The sequence below is a fragment of the Actinomadura sp. J1-007 genome, assembly GCF_009793335.1.
Taxonomy (GTDB): Bacteria; Actinomycetota; Actinomycetes; order Streptosporangiales; family Streptosporangiaceae; genus Spirillospora; species Spirillospora yumaensis.
Genome location: NZ_WING01000001.1, coordinates 1,063,798 through 1,084,943, shown reverse-complemented (window position 1 = coordinate 1,084,943; position 21,146 = coordinate 1,063,798). Strand labels below are relative to the sequence as shown.

Sequence of the window (21,146 nt, the reverse complement as noted above, 5' to 3'; positions counted from 1 at the left end):
GTCTCCTCACGGGGTGCACTCGCCCCGGTAGCGGGAGGACGACGGGTCAGTGTCCTGACTCCCAGATCGGCGCCTCCCACCGACCTTCCAGCCCGAAGGCCGTGGTCAGCTTCACCCCCGGGGACGGGCCCCGGACCTCCGGACTCGCGCCCGGCGGACGGGTGAACGGGGGAGACTCCCTGGTCACAGTGGCGGGACCGTCCTGGAATCGCACCAGAGTTCCTGCGCACCGTCGCCTCATATGTGAACTTGTCGCCCAGAGCGTCCCCTTTGCGGCCGGGAGAGTCAAGCCCGGGGGCGTTCCGGGCCGCCGCGGACGCGCGATGGGACGCACGTATCGGATGGTGAGACCGTCGCCCAAGCACTGAGACGCATGCAGTAAGGTGCCTGCATGGCTTCCCGCAGCATTCGTCTGGCCGTCATCCCGGGGGACGGGATCGGCCCCGAGGTCGTCGACGAGGGCCTGAAGGTCCTCGACGCCGTCGCACCGTCCAGCGGCCTCGCCTTCGAGCGGACGTCGTACGACCTGGGCGCCGCCCGCTGGCACCGGACGGGGGAGACGCTGCCCGACTCGGTGCTGGAGGAGCTGCGCGGCCAGGACGCCATCCTGCTCGGCGCCGTCGGCGACCCGTCCGTCCCGAGCGGCACCCTGGAGCGCGGGCTGCTGCTGCGCGCCCGGTTCGAGCTCGACCACTACGTCAACCTCCGCCCGGTGAAGCTGTTCCCGGGCGTCTCCACCCCGCTCGCGGACGTGGACCCCGGCGACATCGACATGATCGTCGTCCGGGAGGGCACCGAGGGCCCCTACACCGGGGTCGGCGGGGTGCTGCGCAAGGGCACGCCCCACGAGGTCGCCACGCAGGAGAGCGTCAACACCGCGTTCGGCGTCGAACGGGTCGTCCGCTACGCGTTCGAGCAGGCCGCCGCCCGCCCGCGCAAGAAGCTGACGCTCGTCCACAAGGACAACGTGCTCACCTTCGCCGGCGACCTCTACCAGCGCGTCCTCAAGCGGGTCGGCGCGGAGTACCCGCAGGTCAGCACCGACTACGTGCACGTCGACGCGGCCACCATGTTCTTCGTCAGCCAGCCGCAGCGCTTCGACGTCGTGGTCACCGACAACCTGTTCGGCGACATCATCACCGACATCGGCGCCGCGATCGCCGGCGGCATCGGCCTCGCCGCGTCCGGCAACGTCAACCCGGACGGCACCGCCCCCTCGATGTTCGAGCCGGTGCACGGCAGCGCCCCCGACATCGCCGGGCAGGGCAAGGCCGACCCGACCGCCACGATCCTGTCGGTCGCGATGCTCCTCGACCACCTCGGCGCGGGCGACGCCGCCCGCCGGGTCGAGCAGGCCGTCTCCGACGACCTCGCCGAGCGCTCCGGCCTCGGCGCCCGCTCCACCGCCCAGATCGGCGAGGCGATCGCCAAGCGAGTATCCGGCTAGGGGCGCGCCTCTCTGGCCGGAACAGGGAACATCTCCGGGCGCGCCTCGCGGCGCGCCCGGTTTTCTGTGTGCGTGCCGTCGGCGAGGAGTAGAGGGCTGGACGAAGTACGACAATAAGGACTAAGGAATGCCGAGCGGCAACGGGGCCGCGCGGCGATCCGCGAGAGGACCACAGCGATGAGCACGACCCTGGACTTCGACATCAGGCTCAACGAGCGGCCGCTTCCGGCCGCGGATCGGGAGGCCGTCCTGGCCGATCCGGGCTGGGGCCTGCACTTCACCGACCACATGGTCACCATCCGGTACACCGAGGGCGAGGGCTGGCACGACGCCCGCCTCGAACCGTACGCGCCGATCCCGATGGACCCGGCCAGCCAGGTCTTCCACTACGCCCAGGAGCTCTTCGAGGGCCTCAAGGCCTACCGCCGCCCCGACGGCTCGATCGTGACGTTCCGCCCGTACATGAACGCCGCGCGCATGAACCGCTCCGCCCAGCGGATGGCGATGCCCGAGATCCCCGAGCAGCTCTTCGTGGACGCCCTGGAGGTCCTCGTCCGCCAGGACCGCGACTGGGTGCCGACCCGCGACGGCTACAGCCTCTACCTGCGGCCGTTCATGTTCGCGACGACCCGGGCCCTCGGCGTCAACCAGCCCGCCAAGGAGTACCTGTTCGTCGTCATCGCCTCCCCGTCCGGCAACTACTACTCCAAGGGCGTCAGGCCCGTCACGGTGTGGCTGTCGCAGGACTACACGCGGGCGGCGCCCGGCGGCACCGGCGAGGCCAAGTTCGGCGGCAACTACGCCGCGTCGTTCGCCGGCCAGGCCGAGGCGGTCGAGCAGGGCTGCGACCAGGTCGTCTGGCTGGACGCGATCGAGCACCGCTGGGTCGAGGAGGTCGGGTCGATGAACCTGATGTTCGTCTACGGCTCCGGCGCCGACGCCCGCCTGCTGACCCCCGCCCTCACCGGCACGCTGCTGCCCGGCATCACCCGCGACTCGATGCTCAAGCTGGCCCCCGACCTCGGCATCCCGGTCGAGGAGGGCAAGATCAGCATCGAGGAGTGGCAGGCGGGCTGCGAGTCCGGCGAGCTGACCGAGGTCTTCGGCTGCGGCACCGCCGCGATCATCAGCCCGGTCGGCGCGGTCAAGGGCGCCGACCGCGCCTGGACGATCGGGGACGGCGGCACCGGCGAGGTCTCGATGCGGCTCCGCGAGGAGCTGATCGGCATCCAGTACGGCCACCGCCCCGACCCGTACGGCTGGGTCCACGAGATCATCTGACCCGCCCGCGCCCCTCGCGTCCGCACCTGCCCGCGCCCGCGGCGTCCGCGCCGCCGACGGGACGTGGCTGCCCACTCGCGCCCGCGCCCGCGTGGGTCCGCGTGGGCCCGCGCCCGCGCCTGCCCGCGCCCGCGCCTGCCCGCGCCCGCCCGCGCGCGTGGGCCCGCTTCCGCGTACGCGTACGCCCGCGCGCGGTCGGTCCGCGCTGGTCTGCGGCGTGCCACCGCCCACGTCCTCCGCGACGGCGGCACGCCGCAGATCAGCGACTTTCCGTCTCGGCATGTGGGACGGTGGTCTTATCCGTGCGCGGGATGTGGCAGACTGGTTCGCATCATGCGCCACAGCCTCGTCATTATCGGCTGGCGCGCCGGCTGACAACGGGACAACGCCGGCGCGCAGACCTCTCACGTCCGTGAGGGGTCTTTTTTGTGTCCTGGCGCTGCCCTCTCCTTCCATCCAGATCTCCCCATCCATCCAGAGGGGTCCCACACCATGCAGGGCGACGGTTTCCACGTTTACGACACCACGCTGCGCGACGGGTCACAGCAGGAGGGCCTGAACCTCACCGTGGCCGACAAGCTCCTCGTCGCGCGGCACCTCGACGATCTCGGCGTCGGGTTCATCGAGGGCGGATGGCCCGGCGCCAACCCCAAGGACACCGAGTTCTTCAGGCGGGCTCGGACCGAGCTCGACCTGAGGCACGCGCAGCTCACCGCGTTCGGCGCGACCCGCCGGGCCGGTGTGAAGGCCGCCGACGACCCCCAGGTGGCCGCACTGCGCGAATCCGGCGCGCCCGTCGTGACGCTCGTCGCCAAGAGCCACGACAGGCACGTCGAACTGGCCCTCCGCACGACGCTGGAGGAGAACCTCGCGATGATCCGCGACACGGTCTCCCACCTGCGTGCGGAGGGCCAGCGGGTCTTCCTGGACGCCGAGCACTTCTTCGACGGCTACAAGGCCAACCGGGCGTACGCGCTGGAGGCCGTCCGGACCGCCGCCGAGGCGGGCGCCGACGTCGTCGCGCTCTGCGACACCAACGGCGGGATGCTGCCCGACGAGCTCGCCGAGGTCGTCCACGAGGTCGTCGGGCACGGCCTGCGCGTCGGCATCCACTGCCACGACGACTCCGGCTGCGCCGTCGCCAACTCCCTCGCCGCCGTGAAGGCGGGCGCCACCCACGTCCAGGGCTGCGCCAACGGCTACGGCGAGCGCAGCGGCAACGCCAACCTGTTCACCCTGGTCGGCAACCTCCAGCTCAAGCGGGGGATGCGGCTGGTCTCCGACGACCAGCTCGCCGAGATGACCCGGATCGCGCACGCCGTCTCCGAGGTCACCAACCTGGCGCCCTCGTCCCAGCAGCCGTACGTGGGGCTGTCGGCGTTCGCGCACAAGGCCGGGCTGCACGCCTCGGCGATCAAGGTGGACCCGGACCTCTACCAGCACATCGACCCGGCCCGCGTCGGCAACGACATGCGGATGCTCGTCTCCAGCATGGCCGGGCGCGCCTCGGTGGAGCTGAAGGGCCGCGAGCTCGGGTACGACCTGTCCGGCGAGAAGGCCAAGTCCGTCGTCGACCGGGTCAAGGCGCTGGAGTCGACCGGCTACACCTTCGAGGCCGCCGACGCCTCGTTCGAGCTGCTGCTGCGCGAGGAGCTGACCGGCGTCCGGCAGCGGCACTTCGAGGTCGAGTCGTGGCGGTCCATCGTCGAGCGCCGCCCGGACGGGTCGATGGTCAGCGAGGCCACCGTCAAGCTGCACGCCAAGGGCGAGCGGATCATCGCGACCGGCGAGGGCAACGGCCCCGTCAACGCCCTCGACAACGCGCTGCGCATCGCGCTCGGGAGGCTCTACCCCGAGCTGGCCAAGCTGGAGCTGATCGACTACAAGGTGCGCATCCTGGAGGGCAGCCACGGCACCGGCGCCCGCACCCGCGTGCTCATCGAGTCGGGCGACGGCGACCGCGAGTGGGGCACCGTCGGCGTCGAGGACAACGTCATCGCCGCGTCGTGGCAGGCCCTGGAGGAGGCCGTCACGTACTCCCTGCTGCACGCCGGCTACGAGGCCGGCTGACGTCCCGCCGCCCGCCCGGGCCCGGGGCGTCCCGGGCTTCGGGCGGCCGGGGGAGGGCATGATCGGGGCATGAGCACTGAGATCACCGACAACCCCCAGGCGGACCGGTACGAGATCCGCGTGGACGGGCGGCAGGCGGGCTTCGCCGAGTACCGGACGCGGCCGGGCGAGATCGTGTTCACCCACACCGAGGTGGACCCCGCGTTCGAGGGCCAGGGCGTCGGGAGCGCGCTGGCCCGGGGAGCGCTGGACGACGTCCGGGCCAAGGGCTCGCGCGCCGTCCCGCTGTGCCCGTTCATCAAGTCGTGGATCGACCGGCATCCCGACTACCAGGACCTGGTCGCCTGATCCGCTCCCCGCGCCCGTCCCGCGCGCCGCCGCACGGCGGGCCGCGCCGGCGGGCGCGGGGCGGGCGCGGGGGCGCGTCAGCTCGCGGGCTTGGGGTCGGCGCTCTCGACGACCTCGAAGCTCCACAGCTCCGAACCGCTCGCGGCCGGGCCGCCGTGCCCGTGCCCCTGGCCCGGGCTCTGCCCGTGGCCGTGGCCGTGGCCCTGCCCGGCGGCCTCGGCGTCCTTGGCGGCCTGGGCGTGGCCGCGCTGGAACGCCTGGCTCTCCGTCCAGCGCTGGAAGTCCTCCTCGCTGCGCCACCGCGTGTAGACCATGTAGCGGTCGGTGCCGTCCACCGGGCGCAGCAGCTCGAAGCCCTCGAACCCGTCGGCCGACTCCACCAGCCCGGCCCGCCCCGCGAACCGCCGCTCCAGCTCGTCCCGCATCTCCGGGCCCACCGTGAGAACGTTGATCTTGACTACGGACACGTCCGCCTGACCTCCCCTGGTCGCTGCGCCCACCGTACCGGTCCGTCCGGCGCCCCCTCGGGAGGCCCCGGATGGTCCGCCCGGCGGGCGTTCCGACTGGATCCTGTCAGGACCACTTGTCGCTCGAAGCGCCCCTTTCGCCGGATGATTTACGGCGTCGCGGGCGTCATCAGATGAAAAATCAACCCAAATTGACTAAAACGGTGGCGCGAAGCGGGGCCTGCCGTCACCATATGGGGCACGGTCGCGCGTCCGGCCCGGCACCGCCCCCGCCGCGCACCCGCCCCATCCGCTACCTCCCGGAGTGATCGCATGTCTGTCCGCCCCTGGCGCCCCGAGGACCTCGGGCGGCCCACGGACGGGTCGTGGGCGGACGTGGCGTTCGGGCTCGGCGAGATGTACGAGCGCGAGGGCGACCTGGAGCAGGCCGCCGACTGGTACCGCCGCGCGGCCGAGTCCGACCGGCCCGACGCGGCGCTGCGCCTCGGCGACGTCCTCGGGCGGCTCGCCGACGCGCGCCGCGACGCCTCCGCCGACGCCGCCGAGAACCTCATCGCCGAGGCGACCCGCTGGCTGAGCGGCGCCCACGACGCCACCACGCCGGACGCCATCGAGCTGATCACCGACATGCTCAACCGGCAGCTCCGCCAGGCGGCGCGCCGGGGCCTGGAGCCCGCCGCGGTGGCCTGACCGCCGCCCGAACCGAACCGCCGCCGCGTTCGTCGCACTCCATGACACCGGCGAACGGTGAGAAGGCGAGGCGGCGAGATGAGCGGCGGCGAGCCGGGATACGTCCCTCCGGACCACGAGACCACGACCGAGTTCCCGATCCCCCGCGTGCCGCCCGCCGACGCGACCGCCCCGGCCGACGCGACCGCCCCGGCCGACGCGACCGCCCCGGCCGACGCGACCGCCCCGCCGGGCGCGACGGCCCCGGACGGCGCGTTCGACGCGTTCGACGCGGACAGGACCGTCCAGGACGCGCCCGTGGACCTCTCCCCGGCCGAGACGGTCACGGACGAGCCGGTCACGGAGGCCATGACCGCCGTCACCGGCCTCCCCGCCGCGAACGCGGGGCCGATGCCGTCCCGCCCGCCGGAGCCCGCGCCGCCGTCCGCGCCGTCGTCGCCGTCCGTGGACGGGCGGGGGCGGAGCCGGTCGCTGGTGGGCGCGGCCGTCGCGGCGGTGGCGGTCGTCGGCGCCGGGGCGGTGGTGGCGGTCCTGATGGGCGGCGGCTCGGGCACGCCGGAGCGTTCGGCCGCCGCGACGCCGTCCGCCCCTGCCGCTCCCTCGGCGACGCCGGTCTCGCCGAGCCTGGCGTCCGGCGCCCCGGCCCCGTCCGCCCCGGCCACGCCGTCCGCCCCGGGCGAGCCGTCGTCCGCGACGCCTGGCGCACCGAGCGCTGCCGGGGCGCGGCCGACCATGGGCGTCGTGATGACCGGGAACGGGATCACGCACCGGCTCGTCCAGCGCGACGAGGGCTACTACGAGGGCGAGCTGCTCATCGCCAACCGAGGCACCGCACCCATGGCGAACTGGACGGTCACGTTCGCCGCGCCCGGCGCCGACGTCAAGAACGTCTGGGGCGGACGGCTCGTCCGCCGGGGCTCCGCCGTCGAGATCGGCGCCGCCGAGCCGATCCCGCCCGGCGAGACGTTGGAGGTGCGGTACGGGGCGGCGGGCGAGGCCGTCAGCCCGCAGGGGTGCAGGCTGAACGGGCGGCCCTGCGGGTTCTGACCACCGAGGATGCGCGGACGACCGCCGTACTAGGCTTCCGGCCATGCGTATCGCGAGGTTCTCCACCGACGAGGGCATGTCCTTCGGGGTGGTCGAAGAGAACACCGTCGCCGCCGTCGCGGCCCATCCGTTCGGCGAGCTGGCCTTCACCGGGCAGCGCTTCCCGCTCGCCGACGTGCGGCTGCTGGCGCCGATCCTGCCGAGCAAGATCATCGCGATCGGCAAGAACTACGCCGACCACGCCCGCGAGATGGGCGGCGAGCCGCCCGCCGAGCCGGTGCTGTTCGCCAAGCCGTCCACGGCGGTGATCGGGCCCGGCGAGGCGATCGCCTACCCGCAGAAGCTGTCCGAGCGCGTCGACCACGAGGGCGAGCTGGCCGTCGTGATCGGCCGCATGGTGCGCGAGGTCCCCGCCGCCCGGGCGAACGAGGCGATCCTCGGCTACACCTGCGCCAACGACGTCACCGCCCGCGACCTCCAGAAGCGCGACGGGCAGTGGACGCGCGCGAAGGGCTTCGACACGTTCTGCCCGCTCGGCCCCTGGATCGAGACCGAGATCGACCCGTCCGACCTCGCCATCTCCACGTCGGTCAACGGCGAGGTCCGCCAGGACGCGCGCACCTCGCTGCTGCTGCACGACATCCCGTCGCTCGTCGCGTACGTCAGCCAGGTCATGACCCTGCTGCCCGGCGACGTCATCCTCACCGGCACCCCGGCGGGCGTCGGGCCCCTGGAGATCGGCGACGAGGTCACCGTGACCGTGGAGGGCGTCGGCTCCCTGACCAACCGCGTCGTCGCCCGCGACTGACCGCCCACCCGAGCCCCGAACCCCAGCCCCGCGCGGGGGCGAGGCGCGAGCGGTGCCCAGATCGCCGCCGATCGTTCGCGTTCCGGCGCGCGGGGCGGGGGTCCGGTGGGTGATCGTGGCGGAAGTGTCGTACGGCGTCCCTAGGCTGGCAGCGACGGGACGCCGTACGGACGACGGGGAGGGATCGTGGCATTCAGCGGATTCGGCGAAGCGGCCTTCGAGTTCTACGAGGGGCTGCTCGCCGACAACAGCAGGTCCTACTGGACGGCGCGCAAGAGCGACTACGAACGCCACGTCCGCGGCCCCATGGGCGAGCTGTGCGCGGAGCTGGAGGACGAGTTCGGCCCGGCCAAGCTGTTCCGGCCCTACCGCGACGTCCGGTTCAGCAAGGACAAGACGCCCTACAAGACCCACCAGGGCGGCATCACTCCCGAGGGCTTCTACGTGCAGGTCGACGCCGACGGCCTGATGGTCGCCGGCGGCATGTACGCGCCGACCACCGAGCAGCTCCACCGCTACCGCGCGGCGGTCGACGAGGACCTGTCCGGCAAGGAGCTGGAGACGATCGTCGACGGCCTGCGCGAGGAGGGCCTGGAGATCGGCGGCGACCGCCTGAAGACCCGCCCCCGCGGCACGCCGCCCGACCACCCGCGCCTCGACCTGCTGCGCCACCGCTCCCTCTACGCGCACGAGGGCTGGCCCTCCGACCCCTGGATGGCCACCTCCGAATTGGTCGAACGCGTCCGCGTCGCGTGGCGCCGCCTCCGGCCCCTGGTCGAGTGGGGCCACACCCACATCGGCCCCCCGACTTCTCCCGCTGACCCCCGCCTCCTTCCGCTGACCCCCGGCTTCCCGCCCTGACCCCCGGCTTCGCCTCCTGATCCCCGGCTTCCCGCGCTGATCGTTGGCTTCCCACGCTGGCCCTCAGCGGCGGTCGGCTGACTTTCGGCCGCGTCCGCTGATCCGGCTTTTCCTGCCTGGTTCCGGCTGGTTCTTGGTGTGGGTCAGTCGGAGAAGGCGTTCGGGGGGACTCGGGCGCCGGTGCCGGGGGAGGTGCCGGTCCAGGTGGCGACCTCGGCCTCGGCCCATTCGGCCCAGCGCAGCAGCAGGTCGTTCTGCTCGCGGAGGAGGCGGGCGGTCAGCGCGATCACGGGGAGCCGGTCGGGGTACGGGCCGCCGGTCTGCTCGTACTCGGCCATCCGGGCGCTGGTGGCGGCCACGCGGCGTTCGGCGTCAGCGCGGACGCGGGCGAGGGTGGCGCGGAGCTGGTCCAGGTCGCCGTGGTCGGCGAACGCCACCTTGACCAGTGCCTCGAACTCCAGCACCGGGCCGGCGGCGGGCTCGTCCAGCCAGCGGCGCAGTGCCGCGCGGCCCTCGTCCGTGATCTCGTAGACGGTGCTGCGGCGGCGGCCGGTGTACTCGGCGTGCGACCGGGCGAGGCCGTGCTCGGCGAGCTTCTTCGGCTCCTCGTACAGCACGCTTCCGGCGCGCGGCCACATCGCGCGCAGCGAGCGGTCCATCTGCTGCTTGAGCTCGTACGTCGTCCACGGGCGGACGGCCAGCAGGGACAGGATCGCGTACGAGGTGGTGGTGAGTTCGCGGGCCATGCCCTTGACGATACTCCGCTCCGGAGTATCGTCGGAGGCGAGACCCATGCTCTGATCCGGAGTATCGAGGAGGCCCCGTGCCCGCCATCACCGGCCTGTCCCATGTGTCGCTGTCGGTCCGCGATCGCGACGCGAGCGTCCGCTGGTACTGCGACGTGCTGGGGTTCACGCCGTTCCACCAGGAGGACGGCGACGAGTGGCTGGAGACCATCTGCCTGCACCCGGCGAGCCTGATGGTCCTGGGCATGCAGCAGCACCGCGACGCGGCGGGGGAGGGGTTCGACCACCGCCGGACCGGGCTCGATCATCTGGCGTTCGCGGTCGCCGACCGGGCGGAGCTGGACGCCTGGGCGAAGCGGTTCGCCGAGCTCGGGATCGCGCACTCGCCGGTCGCCGAGACCGCGTTCGGGCCGGTCCTGTGCTTCCGCGACCCGGATGGGGTGCAGCTCGAACTGTTCGCGACCGTCGTGCCGGAGTGAGGGCCGGGCCGGACGGGTCCGGCGGGCGCGGGGGCGCCGCGGGAATCGTTTTGGTCCAGGTCCCCGGGTCCTGTATTCTCATCGAGGCGCGAGCGACCCGGGTGAAACGTCCGGGAAGTCCGCAACCCACTGGGGTATGGTGTAATCGGCAGCACGACTGATTCTGGTTCAGTTAGTCTAGGTTCGAGTCCTGGTACCCCAGCTTCGTCCATCACGGTGGACGATCGTGTCTGGCCCCCGTCGTCTAGTGGCCTAGGACGCCGCCCTCTCAAGGCGGTAACGGCGGTTCGAATCCGCTCGGGGTACGGAAAGCACAGGCTCCACGCTCCACCGCAGGCCCCCGTCGTCTAGTGGCCCAGGACGCCGCCCTCTCAAGGCGGTAACGGCGGTTCGAATCCGCTCGGGGGTACGCGAATCAGCCCGAAGCCCTGATCACCGAAATGGCGATCAGGGCTTCGGCCTTTCCCGCGCCTTCCGCGTCAAACCTTCTGCGGGACGGGCGGCGCTTCGGCGGGCACCGCGCGGGCGAGCCGTCCGGGCCACCAGAAACCGCGGCCCGCGTCCAGCGCGAGCGCGGGCACCATCACCGACCGCACGAGGAACGTGTCCAGCAGGACGCCGATCGCGACCAGCAGCCCGATCTGCACCATCATCGTGACCGGCATGAGGCCGAGCACCCCGAACGTGCTCGCCAGCACCAGCCCCGCGCTGGAGATCACGCCGCCGGTGACCGCCAGCCCCCGCAGCACCCCGGCGCGGTGCCCCGCGGGCCCGGCCGGGCCGCGCCCGACCTCCTCCCGCACGCGCGAGACCAGGAACAGGTTGTAGTCGACGCCGAGGGCGACCATGAACAGGAAGCCCATCAGCGCGACCTGGGTGTCCAGCGCCGGGAGGTCCAGCGCGTACCGGAACAGCAGCCACGAGCCGCCGAGCGCCGCGAAGTACGACACGATCACCGTCGCCATCACCAGCAGCGGCGCGACCAGCGCACGGAGCAGGACCATCAGGATCACCAGCACCACGCCCAGCACCAGCGGGATCACCGCCCGCCGGTCGTGGGCCTGGGCGTCCGCGAGGTCCAGTTCGGACGCCGCGCCGGCGCCGACGACCGCGCTCGGCGCGGGACCGGCCAGCGCGGCGCGCATGTCCCGCACGGTCCGCCACGCGGCGGGGCTGTCGGGCGCGTCGTCCAGCACCACGTCGATGCGGGCGAGCCGTCCGTCCGTGGACGGGGCGGGCCGCCCGACGCGGGCGACGCCGGGGACGCGGGCGACGGCCGGGCCGGCGGCGGGGGCGGCGGCCGCGTCCGCGACCACGGTGAGCGGCCGGTCCTGCCCGCCCGGGAAGTGCTCGGCCATGAGGTGCCGTCCGAGCGAGGAACTCGGCGTCGTGGTGAGGGTGTGGTCGCGGTCCAGGCCGGTGCTGATCCCGAGGACGCCCGCCGACAGCGCGGCGAGCACCGCGAGGCAGCCGATCCACACCAGGCGGGGGCGCGGCGCGACGAGCCGTCCGACCCGTTCCCACAGGCCGGTCCGGGCGGGCGGCGCGTCGCCGAACCGGGGGATCCGCGGCCAGAACACCCACCGCCCGAAGACCACCAGCGTGGCGGGCAGCAGCGACATCACGACCAGCAGGCCGCACAGCACCCCGATCGCGCCGATCGGGCCGAGCGCGTAGTTGAACCCCATGTCCGCGGCGAGCAGGCACAGCAGCCCGACGCTGACCGTCGCGGCGGACGCCACGATCGGCGCGGCGGCGCGGCGCAGCGCGGCCCGCATCGCCGCGTGCCGGTCCTCGTGCGCGCGCAGCTCCTCCCGGTAGCGGGCGAGGAGCAGCAGCGCGTAGTCGGTGGTGACGCCGAAGACCAGCGCGTTCAGGATCGCCGACATGCCGTCCGCCACGTACAGCCCGGCGTGCTCGGCCAGCAGGTAGACGACGGCGCTGGTCACCTGGAGCGAGATCGCGGCGTTCAGCAGCGGGAGCAGCCACAGCAGCGGACTGCGGTACGTCATCAGCAGCACCAGCATGACCAGCACCGCCGTGGCGGCGAGCAGCGCCCCGTCCACCTTGCCGAACGCGTCGCCCATGTCGAGCGCGTTCCCGGCGGGGCCGGTCAGCATGATCCGCAGGCCCGGCGGCGCGCCGCGCTCGGCCCGGTCGCGGACCGTCTTCGCGCGGTCGGCGAGGTCGTCGTCGTCCGCGAGCGGGACGGTCAGCAGCAGCGCCTCGCCGTCCCGGGACGCGGCGGGCGGCTCGACCCGCCCGGCGGCGAGCGGCGCGAGCGCCCCGGCGTCGGCGCGCGCCTTGGCCCGGTCGGCGGCGGTGACCCCGCCGTCCCGCGCGTACACCAGCAGGCCAGGGGCGAGCTCGCCGCCCGCGAACCGCGGCGCCAGCTCCTCGACCCTGGTCGACTGCGCGCCGCGCGGCAGTTCGGCGGCGGACTTGCTCTGGACGGCGTCGGACAGCTTGCCCGCGAACGGGACGGCCACGGCGACGATCGCGACCCACAGCAGCAGGACCGCCCATTTCGCCCGCCGTCCGGACGGGAGCCCGGCCAGGCGGCCGGGGAGTTTGCGCGAGAGCAGCACGAAGTGCTCTCCTTTCCGATGGAGGTCGTACACGGATGACCACGCCTCGGCGTGGCGATGCGGCTTCCTTCACCCGGGCCGTCGAGCTGCCACTCGACGGCCCGGGGCCGTTCACTGGATCCCGTCCGGCGCCTCCTTCGCCCCATCCGCACCGTCCGGCGCGTCCGTAACGGCGCCGGGCGGGTGGGTCCTTTCTGCGTTGTCGCCCGCGTTCGCAGTGGCGTCGGGCGGTCGCGTTTCTTTCGCGCCGTGTGCTGCGTTCGCCGTGGGGCCGGGCGGACGCGTTTCTTCTGCGTTGTCGCCCGCGTCCGTAGCGTCCGTGGCGGCGGTGGTCGGCTGTGGTCCTTCCGTGCGGTCGCGCGCGTCCGCGGCGGTGCCGGCTGGTTGCGTTGCTTCTGTGTCGTCGCCCGCGTTCGCCGGGGTGCTGGGTGGCTGCGTCCTTTCTGTGGTGGCTTCTGCTTCTGCTTCGGTGACCTCGGGGAACGCGCGGAACCTGGCGTGCAGCGTGCGGGTGCCCGGCGGGCGGGGCTCGCCGTCCGGGACGCGGTAGCGGTAGATCAGCGCGATGTACTCCTCGAAGAACGGCCGTACCTGTTCGGGCGCGAGCGTGACGGTCGAGTACGAGAACAGCAGGGCGTCCCCCCACGGGCCGAGCCCGTCGCGGGCCCGCTGGAACCGTTCGAGCAGTTCCATCTCGTCGGCGTACTCCGTGCGGAGCATCTGCCCGACGGCCTCCCGCATCCGCGGCGACTGCCTGCTGTACGGGGGAGGCGGCGGTCGCCGGGGACGACCCGCCACCAGCGCTCGCGGCCCTTGGCCAGCTCGGGCACCTCCTCGACGAAGCCGTACTTGGCGAGCCGCCGCAGGTGGTAGCTCGTCGAGCCGGTGCTCTCGCCGAGTTCGCGCGCGAGCGAGGTGGAGGAGACGGGGCCGTTCCTGAGGATCTGGGCGATGCGCTGCCGCAGCGGGTGGGCGAGCAGGCGCACCTGTTCGGGGTCGGTGAGCTCCTTCGGTGGCGGTTGCTCGGTCATGGCGCTGACGCTAATGCTTGCAAAGCCTATTTGCAATGCTTGTTGGCAAAGAGGCTTTGCAACTCGTCGCGGGGCGGATGGTCAGCGGTCGGCGGCCAGGTGGTCGCGCATCCGGGCCAGCGCGTCGGCGCGCGTGAGCACCGGGACCGTGCGGCCCGTTCCGGTGAGCCCGCCGTCCCGTTCCACCGTGCGGGTCGGGCCGTGCGGCCACGGTCCGTTCACCAGCGTGACGAGGCCGTGCGCGAGGCCGCGCCGGGCGAGGGGCGGGACGGCGGCGTCGTCCGGGCCGGGCGCGCGGATCCAGAACGTGGCGGGCAGGTCGCGGCCGCCGGTCGGGCTGAGGTCGGGGTTGGCGCGTTCGGCGGCGGCCGTGAGCAGTTCGAGTTCGAGGTGGGCGGCGGCGTCCTCGGAACGGTCGAAGACGTGCAGCCGGGCGTCCGGCGCGTAACGCAGCTCCTCGCCGAGGCCGTCGCCGAACAGGCGGTCCAGCTCCGCGCGCATGACGACGACGTTCGTCCGGGACGGCTCGCGGGTCAGCAGCTCGACGAGCACCGCGCGAACGAACCCGTCCGCGCCGGGGCCGACCACGCCGACGCCGTGGGGACGCGCCAGTTCGCGGGCCGTCGCCGCCGCACCGTCGGCTGCTCCGCCGGGAACGGGGGCGTGCGCGGACGCGTGGGTGGTGGCGGGGCGGTTGTCCGCGTTCTGCGGGCTTGGGGGATTGGTGTCCTGGGGGGACGGGGCGGGATGGGGGCGGAACCGGCGCATCAGGGACGCCGCGAGCAGGAGGGCGGCTGCGGTGATCGGCGCGGCGACGTCCAGCGGCGCGCCGCGTTCGTCCGGCGGGGGAGCGGGGAGGCCGGGAGCGGCGGCGCCGAACGTCGCGGCGGCGGCCAGCGCGAGTGCGCGTCCCACCCGTCCGCGCGAGCGGGCGCGAACCGTCACAGGCGGCCACCTCCCCCGACGATGACCTGCGATCAGTGACCCGATGCAACCAGCGTCCGGGGGGCGGTCCCGCTCCCGACACGGCGGGCGGGACGAAGGTTAGGGTTCCGTGATCACCTTGATACCGAGCGGGACCCGTCCGTGTCCTTGGCTGACGGACACGGCATCGGTCAACTAAAGTCGTTGGACGGACGATTCTGGAGGGTGCCGTGGACGCGGATCGGGCGCGAACCATCGAGGGGGTCTCCCCGGCGGCGACGCTGGCGGAGAAGGTCGAATGGCTGATCCGGAACCTGTGGCCGCCGCACGCCGAGCCGCCGCGCAACAACGTGGAGACGGCGGCGGCGATCGCGCGCGCCACCGGGGAGGACATCTCGTCCACCACCGTGTGGAAGCTGCGCACCGGCCGCCAGGACAACCCGCAGCTGAAGACGCTGACGGCGCTCGCCACGTTCTTCGGCGTGCCGATCGGCTACTTCGGCTTCCCGGGCGAGTCCGGCCCGATCGACGACGACCTCACCATGAAGGCGCTGCGCCGCGAGGTCGAGAACGGCGCCGTCCGCCCCGAGGTGCTGCGCGCCCTGGTCGACCTGTCGCCGCAGGCCCGCTGGGTCGTGGACGAGATGATCCTCGCCGCCGCCCGAGCCGACCGCGCCCGAGCCGACCACGCCCGCACCCACCCGCCCGCGCCCTGAGCCCGCGCCGAGCGCCCCGCGGACGGGCGGGGTGCGCGGCGTCAGGGGAGGGGGGTGTGCCAGAGGGTCGGGGTGGCGCCGTCCGTGCCGACCGCGAGGAGGCCGTCGCCCTGCGCGGTGAGGGCGGTGAGGCGTTGCGCGCCGTCGCCGTCGAGGCCGCGCCCGCGCGGGCGGATCGTTCGCCAGGACGTCCCGTCCGCCGAGGCCCACAGCGCCACGTCGGAGCCGCCGGCCGGGCTTCCCGCCACGACGAACCCGCGCGGACCGGCGAGCGCGGCGGTCAGCTCGCTCGCCTGGAGGGGCTGGGCGCGCCACGTCCGGCCCGCGTCGGACGACACGGCGACGGCGGCCCGCCCGTTCCCGGACGCGAGCGCGGTGAGGGTGTCGCCGCGTGCGACGACCTGCGTGAACGACGTCCCGGCGGGCAGTGCGGGCGCGGTGGACGCGCTCCACTCGCCGCCGTCGGGTGACGTCCACACGGCGGGCTTGCCGTCGCCGTCCTCGCCGACCGCGACGTAACCGGACGAGACGGCGGCGACGTCGCGCGGTTCCGCGCCCTTGACGTCGCCGGTCCCGGCGTGCCAGGAGGTGAGGTCGTCCGACCGCCACGTTCCGGCGGGGCCCGCGACGACGTAGCCTCGCGGGCCGTACGCGGCGCCGGTCAGCTCGCCGTCCTTGAACGCGGGCACTCCTGCGGCCGTGTTCCAGGCGGCGCCGTCGGCGGAGGTGAGCAGGAGGGGGCGGGTGCGGTTCGCGCCGCGGCCGGCGGCGACCCAGCCCTTCGGGCCGTACGCCGCCGCAGTGATCCGCTGGAGGCCGGGGCCCGCGAGCCCGGTGCCGCCCGCGCGCGTCCACGACGCGCCGTCCCTGGTCGTCCACACGGCCGCGTCGCCGCCGCCGCTGCCGACCGCGAGGGTCGTCCCGCCGCCGGACGCGAGCCGGGCCACCGTGCGGTCGGGCGTCACCGCGCCGGGCACGCCGAGCAGGTCGATGTCGCCGTGCCTGGCCCCGGGCGCGGCGAGGTACGCGCCGGTGTCCTGGCGGCCCGCGACGAGAACTCCCTTCGGCAGCGCGGCCGTCCCGTCCGCCTTCCGCCCGCCGTCGCCGGGGAGCCGTTCCACGTTGTCCCAGGTGACGCCGTCGCCGCTGCGCTGGACCGCGACCCGCCCGTCGGTGAGCGGGATCAGCACGGCGAGCCCGGCGTCCGACCCGCCGAACGCCGCGAGCCGCGCGTAGGTGCGGCGGTCGATCGTGCTCGACCGCGCCCAGCTCACCCCGTCCGCGGAACGGAAGAACACCGCGAGCCCGCGCCTCTTCGGATGCTTGGACGAACCGCTGGTGCGGCGGCCCTCCCGCGCCGCGAAGAACCCGCCGGGCCCGGCGGCCAGCCCGACGACCGAGCCGTACGACCCGTCGCTCTGCGGGATCTCGGCGCGCGACCAGGTACGCCCGGCGTCCGCCGACCGCCACACCTCGCCCTTGCTCTGGAGGACGAGCGTGTCGCCGCTCGCCGCCAGCCGTTCCGGGCGGACGCCGGGCAGGGACGGCGTCGTACGCGTCCACGCCGTTCCGTCCGGGGACGTCCACAGCACGGCCTGCCCCTGCCCGGACGTCCCGACCGCCGCGAACCCCGACGCGGTGGCGGCGACCGCCGTCACCTTGTCGCCGGCGGTGAACACGGCCTTGTCGCCTGCGCGGGGCGTCCACGTCCGCCCGTCCGCGCTGGTCCAGGTGGCGACGCCGGACGGGCCGTCCCCGAGCGCCGCCCAAGTCTTCGCGCCGGCCGCGACCACGCGCGGGACGTCCGCCGGGTCGCCGGGGGGCTCGACGTTCCCGAGGGCCCAGCCCTGGCCGCCGTCCGCGGAGACCAGGAACTGGCCGCGCGGCCGGTCCACGGTCTCGCTGCCCACGGTCACCGCGACGCCGCCGCGCACCGCGACGCCGCTGATGGACTGCTCGTGCCCGTCGTACAGCGCGGGCTGCACGGCGAAGATCCCGGACGCGTCGCGCGCCCCGCCCTCGCCGCCCTTGCCGCCGCCGGCGGCGTCCCCGCCGGACCCGCCGTCGCGGAGGAGGTACACGGCGCCGCCCGCCACGAGCGCCGCCACGGCCGCGACCGCGATCCCCGACCGCAACCCCGGACGGAAGATCCGCTGGGGTCCCGGGCGGGGAGGTGTCGGCGTCGCGCGGGGCCGCTCGAACGACGAGCCGTCCGTTTGTGGCACCCCCGCCAGCGGGGCCTCCGGTGGCGGGGCCTCTGGTGGCGGGGACGAAGGCGGGGGTGGGGCGGAGGCGGCAGTGCTTGGGCCGCTTCTTGGGCCACACCGCCGGACGACGAGGAGGTCGAACGCGACGGCGGCCCTCCCGGACGCACCGAAGCCTGCGGACCCGTCGCCGCAGAACGAGGCCACGGCCGCGCTCCCGTACCGGAGGGCGTCGATGCGGATGGAGTCGTGAGCCGGGGCGTTGAGGTGCGGGCGGACGGAGACGCCGTTGCGGCCGGAGGCATCGGCGCGGCTGCGGAACGCGGCGTCTCGGCGGGTGGCGGAACGGACGTCCAGGGCGGCTCGGGCGCTGTGGACGGAGTCGCGGGGGGCGTGGAGGAAGGGTGCGCGTGTTCGGGCGCGGCTGTGGGGCCGGAAGGTGCCTGAGGCGCAGGTGCAGGTGCAGGTGCAGGTTGGAGCGGCTGCACGGGCCGGTCGGTCGGTGGGGTGGCTGCGGGAGCTGTGGGAGTGGGTGCGGCCGGAGGCGGGAGCTGCGGGGGAGCGGTGTTCGGGGGCGCGGCGGCTGTGGGATCGGGGGCGGTCTGCGGATTGGGCGCGGACGTAGACGGGGCCGGGGTGGTGGCGGGAGTGGACGTAGGTGATGCGGGGGCGGGCTCCGGGGATGGGGTGGCGCGCCAGCTTGCGACGAGTTTGTCGTCGCTGGTGTCGTCGTACGTCGGGCGGCCCCAGTTCGGGGGCGGGGCAGGGGGTACGGGTGGTGGTGCCGCACGTTCCCGGTCCTCATGGTCGCCGGATGTGCTCACGTACGCCCCCTTCGTGACAGCACAAAGGCGAAGTGTACGAAACGTGCGACGGCGAGAGGAAGGCGAAGCGCGGGAGGCGGTCCGGGCGATCGCGGCAACGCGACGTGAACGCGGGGCGGACGGCCGGGCGGTCGGCGTCGCGTGCCGTTCGCGCTCAGGAGACACGTACCCCCGGGAGGTTTCCGAGCTCGAAGATCAGGTACACCGACCGTGGGCGGCCGGTCGGTCCCGGCCGTTCGCGGAAAGGGGCGCCGATGCAGCCGTACGTCGCCGTTCTCGCCCTGGCCGGGCTGGTCGGAGCCGTGGTCGCGGCCGTCTACGCCGTCTCGTCCGTGCTGGCGCCGCCCGGGACGGTGGATGCCGGTCCGTTCCTGTCGGGCGCCCGTCCGCGCGAGCACGCGCTGTCCCGCTACCACGCGCGGTGGTACGCGGTGACGATGGTCTTCCTCGCGTTCGACATGGAGATGGTCTTCATGTTCCCGTGGGCGCTCGTCGTGGCGTCGATGGGGGCGAAGGCCGTCGTGGAGATGTTCCTGTTCCTCGCGTTGCTGCTGGTCGGGGTGCTGTACGCGTGGCGGGAGGGCGCGTTCCGATGGGCGTGAGGGAGGTCCTCGCCCGGTACGCGGCGGCGCGTCCGAGGCCGTTCGTCGTAGCCGCGGCGGACGGGACGCGGGCGCGGCTTGCGGTGGAGGCGGAGCTGCGGCGGCGCGGTTGGCGGGCCGCGGCGTCCCCCGCCGAGACGGGACTCGTCGTCGTGTGCGGCGAGCCGGGGGCGGAGCTCGCCGAGGCCGTCGAGGTCGTCTGGCGGGACGTCCCCGGTCCGCGTGCGCGCGTCGATCTGCCCGGCGGGACGTCCCCGGAGGACGTCGCCCGCGCGCTGGACGGCGCCGTCGAACGGCTCGCCGACCTCGACGCGCAGCGTTCGGACGCGCAGGCGCGCGCGGCCGCCGGGTTCTGGACGCCCGAGAGCGCCGACGAGCACGAGGGGATGGGCCACGGGCACGCGGAGATGGGCGACGAGCACGGGGGGATGGGGAACGGCCAGGCCGGGATGGGCCACGGGCACGGCGGGCACGATATGGGCGGGCATGCGCATCACATGGGTGCGCCGGCCGGGCTCGCCATGGCGGAACGGGCCGATGACCGCGATGGGCTGCGGCTGGACGTCCTGCATGTGCCGCTCGGGCCCGTTCTGAACGCGTGGCCCGCCGGGCTGCGGGTCGATCTGTCGCTCCAGGGCGATGTGGTGCAGGCCGCCGACGTGACGGTGGTCGAACGGGGCGGCGGCGGGTCGTTCTGGGGCGGGCGGCCGGTCGCGCGGCGGCTCGACAGCGTCGGGCGGCTGGCGGAGGTGGCGGGGTGGCCCGCGGCGGCGCGCCGGGCCGCGGAGTTGCGGGACGCGGTGCTGGACGGACGGTCGCCGGGCTTGGACGCGTTCGCGCGCTGGATCGGACGTTCGTGGGCGCTGCGCTGGATGACGCGCGGCGTCGGAACGGTCACGCCCGAACTCGCCGGACGGTACGGGCTCCCCGAAGGCGACGTCGCGGCACGGCTCGACGGGTGGCTCGCGCAGATCGACGGCCGGGCCGTTCCGCGGGACGAGCCGTCCGGCGCGGCCCTGGCCGTCCTGCCCGAGCTGCTGGACGGGGTGGAGCTGGGCGAGGCGCGGCTGATCGTGGCGAGCCTGGACCCCGACCTGTCGGGAGGCGCGGATGCGTGAGTCCCCCGTCTGGGCCGTGGTGGCGCTGCCGTTCGCGCTGGCCCTGCTGGTGTACGCCGCCGCCGCGCTCGACGCGGTGCTGGCCGGGGGCGGCTTCCGCGACCCGCTGTACGAGGGCGTACGGCTGCTCGTCCAGCAGCGCCGCCGCACGCTCGCGCCCGACCGGCTCCTGACGCGGATCGGCGTCGTCGCGCTGCCGCTCGCGGCGGTGCTGGGCGCGGTCGTGGTGCCGCTCGGCGGGCGCGCGGTCGCGGACCTGACGGTCGGCGTCGTGTGGTTCAACGCGATGGAGGTCGTGGTCTGGGGCGCGGTGTGGCTGGCCGGTTGGGGCGCGAACTCGGCGTACGGGCTCGTCGGCGGGTACCGGTTCGTCGCGCAGGGCCTGGCGTACGAGCTGCCGCACATGTTCGCGCTGATCACGGCCGCGCTCGGGGCCGGGTCGCTGCGGGTGGACGAGATCGCGCACGCTCAGGGCGGGCTGTGGTTCGCGGTGTGGATGCCGGTCGCGTTCGCGGTGTACCTGCTCTCGGCGGTCGCGATGGCGTTCTGGGGCCCGCTCGGGCATCCGGCCGGGAACGACCTCGCGGGCGGGGCGGCCGTCGAGCTGACAGGCCCGGACCGCCTGGTGTTCCTCGCGGGCCGGTACCTGCTGCTGGTGGTCGCGGCGGCGATGGCCGTCCCGCTGTTCCTCGGCGGCGACGGCGGGCCGCTCCTACCGGGATGGCTCTGGACGCTCCTGAAGACGGGGGCCGTTCTGGCGGTGCTGGTCTGGTCGCGTCAGTGGCTCCCGGCGCTGCGGATGGACCGCTTCATGACGGCGGCGTGGACGGTCCTGATCCCGGCCACGCTGCTCCAGATGCTCGTCGTCGGAATCGTCGTCCTGGACTGAGGGGGG

General features: G+C 74.2%; 19 protein-coding genes, 3 tRNA genes and 1 riboswitch. Of the genes, 16 read left to right on the top strand and 6 right to left on the bottom strand.

Annotated elements, in window-relative coordinates:
- Positions 1 to 26: 26 nt before the first annotated feature.
- Positions 27 to 268: riboswitch (cobalamin riboswitch) on the bottom strand.
- 123 nt (positions 269 to 391) lie between these two features.
- The 4 genes from GEV43_RS04945 (at position 392) to GEV43_RS04930 (ending at position 5,146) form a co-directional block, all read left to right on the top strand.
- Positions 392 to 1,447, top strand: a complete 1,056-nt coding sequence (locus GEV43_RS04945; protein WP_160819662.1) for a 3-isopropylmalate dehydrogenase — start codon at positions 392 to 394, stop codon at positions 1,445 to 1,447.
- 177 nt (positions 1,448 to 1,624) lie between these two features.
- A complete protein-coding gene (locus tag GEV43_RS04940; protein ID WP_175249979.1) occupies positions 1,625 to 2,728 on the top strand; it encodes a branched-chain amino acid aminotransferase in 1,104 nt (367 codons plus the stop codon).
- A 492-nt stretch (positions 2,729 to 3,220) separates the two neighbouring features.
- Positions 3,221 to 4,798, top strand: coding sequence for a citramalate synthase (gene cimA, locus GEV43_RS04935; RefSeq protein WP_160819661.1), 1,578 nt, complete (start codon positions 3,221 to 3,223; stop codon positions 4,796 to 4,798).
- A gap of 69 nt (positions 4,799 to 4,867) precedes the next feature.
- A complete protein-coding gene (locus GEV43_RS04930; protein ID WP_160819660.1) occupies positions 4,868 to 5,146 on the top strand; it encodes a GNAT family N-acetyltransferase in 279 nt (92 codons plus the stop codon).
- A 77-nt stretch (positions 5,147 to 5,223) separates the two neighbouring features.
- Here GEV43_RS04930 and GEV43_RS04925 read toward each other — a convergent pair whose 3' ends face one another.
- Positions 5,224 to 5,613: an antibiotic biosynthesis monooxygenase gene (locus GEV43_RS04925; RefSeq protein WP_160819659.1), complete on the bottom strand. Its 390-nt coding sequence runs from the start codon at positions 5,611 to 5,613 to the stop codon at positions 5,224 to 5,226.
- Between the two features lie 312 nt (positions 5,614 to 5,925).
- Here GEV43_RS04925 and GEV43_RS04920 point away from each other — a divergent pair, with 312 nt between their 5' ends.
- From GEV43_RS04920 to GEV43_RS04905, 4 genes are all read left to right on the top strand, one after another.
- The gene (locus tag GEV43_RS04920) at positions 5,926 to 6,303 is read left to right on the top strand and encodes a tol-pal system YbgF family protein (protein WP_160819658.1); all 378 of its coding nucleotides are present in this window, start codon (positions 5,926 to 5,928) and stop codon (positions 6,301 to 6,303) included.
- A 78-nt stretch (positions 6,304 to 6,381) separates the two neighbouring features.
- On the top strand, positions 6,382 to 7,350 hold the full coding sequence (locus GEV43_RS04915) for a cellulose binding domain-containing protein (RefSeq protein ID WP_160819657.1): 969 nt from the start codon (positions 6,382 to 6,384) through the stop codon (positions 7,348 to 7,350).
- 43 nt (positions 7,351 to 7,393) lie between these two features.
- A complete protein-coding gene (locus GEV43_RS04910) occupies positions 7,394 to 8,158 on the top strand; it encodes a fumarylacetoacetate hydrolase family protein (RefSeq protein ID WP_160819656.1) in 765 nt (254 codons plus the stop codon).
- A gap of 186 nt (positions 8,159 to 8,344) precedes the next feature.
- Positions 8,345 to 9,019, top strand: a complete 675-nt coding sequence (locus GEV43_RS04905) for a DUF2461 domain-containing protein (protein WP_309239459.1) — start codon at positions 8,345 to 8,347, stop codon at positions 9,017 to 9,019.
- 143 nt (positions 9,020 to 9,162) lie between these two features.
- Here GEV43_RS04905 and GEV43_RS04900 read toward each other — a convergent pair whose 3' ends face one another.
- Entirely contained in the window at positions 9,163 to 9,765 is a 603-nt protein-coding gene (locus GEV43_RS04900; protein ID WP_160819655.1) for a PadR family transcriptional regulator, read from the bottom strand.
- Positions 9,766 to 9,842: 77 nt separating this feature from the next.
- Between GEV43_RS04900 and GEV43_RS04895 the strand changes: the two genes are divergently transcribed.
- The 4 genes from GEV43_RS04895 to GEV43_RS04880 all read left to right on the top strand — a co-directional run bounded on the left by GEV43_RS04895 (position 9,843) and on the right by GEV43_RS04880 (position 10,653).
- The gene (locus GEV43_RS04895) at positions 9,843 to 10,244 is read left to right on the top strand and encodes a VOC family protein (RefSeq protein ID WP_160819654.1); all 402 of its coding nucleotides are present in this window, start codon (positions 9,843 to 9,845) and stop codon (positions 10,242 to 10,244) included.
- Positions 10,245 to 10,374: 130 nt separating this feature from the next.
- Positions 10,375 to 10,446 (top strand) — tRNA-Gln (locus tag GEV43_RS04890).
- Positions 10,447 to 10,476: 30 nt separating this feature from the next.
- A tRNA-Glu gene (locus GEV43_RS04885) sits at positions 10,477 to 10,551 on the top strand.
- A 29-nt stretch (positions 10,552 to 10,580) separates the two neighbouring features.
- Positions 10,581 to 10,653 (top strand) — tRNA-Glu (locus tag GEV43_RS04880).
- A gap of 70 nt (positions 10,654 to 10,723) precedes the next feature.
- On the opposite strand, the gene GEV43_RS04875 is transcribed toward GEV43_RS04880, so the two are convergent.
- The 3 genes from GEV43_RS04875 to GEV43_RS04865 all read right to left on the bottom strand — a co-directional run bounded on the left by GEV43_RS04875 (position 10,724) and on the right by GEV43_RS04865 (position 14,808).
- On the bottom strand, positions 10,724 to 12,832 hold the full coding sequence (locus GEV43_RS04875; RefSeq protein ID WP_160819653.1) for an MMPL family transporter: 2,109 nt from the start codon (positions 12,830 to 12,832) through the stop codon (positions 10,724 to 10,726).
- A 557-nt stretch (positions 12,833 to 13,389) separates the two neighbouring features.
- Positions 13,390 to 13,863 (bottom strand): transcriptional regulator, encoded by a 474-nt coding sequence (locus tag GEV43_RS47890; protein ID WP_206681065.1) that lies wholly within the window; start codon positions 13,861 to 13,863, stop codon positions 13,390 to 13,392.
- Positions 13,864 to 13,944: 81 nt separating this feature from the next.
- Positions 13,945 to 14,808 (bottom strand): hypothetical protein, encoded by an 864-nt coding sequence (locus GEV43_RS04865; RefSeq protein WP_160819652.1) that lies wholly within the window; start codon positions 14,806 to 14,808, stop codon positions 13,945 to 13,947.
- A gap of 209 nt (positions 14,809 to 15,017) precedes the next feature.
- Here GEV43_RS04865 and GEV43_RS04860 point away from each other — a divergent pair, with 209 nt between their 5' ends.
- A complete protein-coding gene (locus GEV43_RS04860) occupies positions 15,018 to 15,503 on the top strand; it encodes a helix-turn-helix transcriptional regulator (protein WP_160819651.1) in 486 nt (161 codons plus the stop codon).
- Positions 15,504 to 15,544: 41 nt separating this feature from the next.
- On the opposite strand, the gene GEV43_RS04855 is transcribed toward GEV43_RS04860, so the two are convergent.
- Entirely contained in the window at positions 15,545 to 17,638 is a 2,094-nt protein-coding gene (locus GEV43_RS04855; RefSeq protein WP_160819650.1) for a hypothetical protein, read from the bottom strand.
- Positions 17,639 to 18,785: 1,147 nt separating this feature from the next.
- On the opposite strand from GEV43_RS04855, the gene GEV43_RS04850 reads away from it, so the two are divergent.
- Genes GEV43_RS04850 through GEV43_RS04840 form a run of 3 tightly spaced genes read left to right on the top strand, consistent with a single transcriptional unit; the run spans position 18,786 to position 21,140 of the window.
- On the top strand, positions 18,786 to 19,133 hold the full coding sequence (locus tag GEV43_RS04850) for an NADH-quinone oxidoreductase subunit A (RefSeq protein ID WP_160819649.1): 348 nt from the start codon (positions 18,786 to 18,788) through the stop codon (positions 19,131 to 19,133).
- A complete protein-coding gene (locus GEV43_RS04845) occupies positions 19,124 to 20,251 on the top strand; it encodes a hypothetical protein (protein WP_160819648.1) in 1,128 nt (375 codons plus the stop codon). Before GEV43_RS04850 ends, GEV43_RS04845 begins: the two co-directional genes overlap by 10 nt.
- Complete coding sequence (locus tag GEV43_RS04840) at positions 20,244 to 21,140, top strand: complex I subunit 1 family protein (protein WP_160819647.1); 897 nt, start codon at positions 20,244 to 20,246, stop codon at positions 21,138 to 21,140. The genes GEV43_RS04845 and GEV43_RS04840 overlap by 8 nt, the downstream gene beginning before the upstream one ends.
- Positions 21,141 to 21,146: the final 6 nt, after the last annotated feature.

What these genes read in the sequence shown, in the direction of transcription:
- GEV43_RS04920 (WP_160819658.1), top strand. Translation starts at nt 5,926, where the DNA reads ATGTCTGTCCGCCCCTGGCGCCCCGAGGACCTCGGGCGGCCCACGGAC.
- cimA (WP_160819661.1), top strand. Translation starts at nt 3,221, where the DNA reads ATGCAGGGCGACGGTTTCCACGTTTACGACACCACGCTGCGCGACGGG.
- GEV43_RS04940 (WP_175249979.1), top strand. Translation starts at nt 1,625, where the DNA reads ATGAGCACGACCCTGGACTTCGACATCAGGCTCAACGAGCGGCCGCTT.
- GEV43_RS04900 (WP_160819655.1), bottom strand. Translation starts at nt 9,765, where the DNA reads ATGGCCCGCGAACTCACCACCACCTCGTACGCGATCCTGTCCCTGCTG.
- GEV43_RS04945 (WP_160819662.1), top strand. Translation starts at nt 392, where the DNA reads ATGGCTTCCCGCAGCATTCGTCTGGCCGTCATCCCGGGGGACGGGATC.
- GEV43_RS04850 (WP_160819649.1), top strand. Translation starts at nt 18,786, where the DNA reads ATGCAGCCGTACGTCGCCGTTCTCGCCCTGGCCGGGCTGGTCGGAGCC.
- GEV43_RS47890 (WP_206681065.1), bottom strand. Translation starts at nt 13,863, where the DNA reads ATGACCGAGCAACCGCCACCGAAGGAGCTCACCGACCCCGAACAGGTG.
- GEV43_RS04840 (WP_160819647.1), top strand. Translation starts at nt 20,244, where the DNA reads ATGCGTGAGTCCCCCGTCTGGGCCGTGGTGGCGCTGCCGTTCGCGCTG.
- GEV43_RS04910 (WP_160819656.1), top strand. Translation starts at nt 7,394, where the DNA reads ATGCGTATCGCGAGGTTCTCCACCGACGAGGGCATGTCCTTCGGGGTG.
- GEV43_RS04915 (WP_160819657.1), top strand. Translation starts at nt 6,382, where the DNA reads ATGAGCGGCGGCGAGCCGGGATACGTCCCTCCGGACCACGAGACCACG.
- GEV43_RS04845 (WP_160819648.1), top strand. Translation starts at nt 19,124, where the DNA reads ATGGGCGTGAGGGAGGTCCTCGCCCGGTACGCGGCGGCGCGTCCGAGG.
- GEV43_RS04930 (WP_160819660.1), top strand. Translation starts at nt 4,868, where the DNA reads ATGAGCACTGAGATCACCGACAACCCCCAGGCGGACCGGTACGAGATC.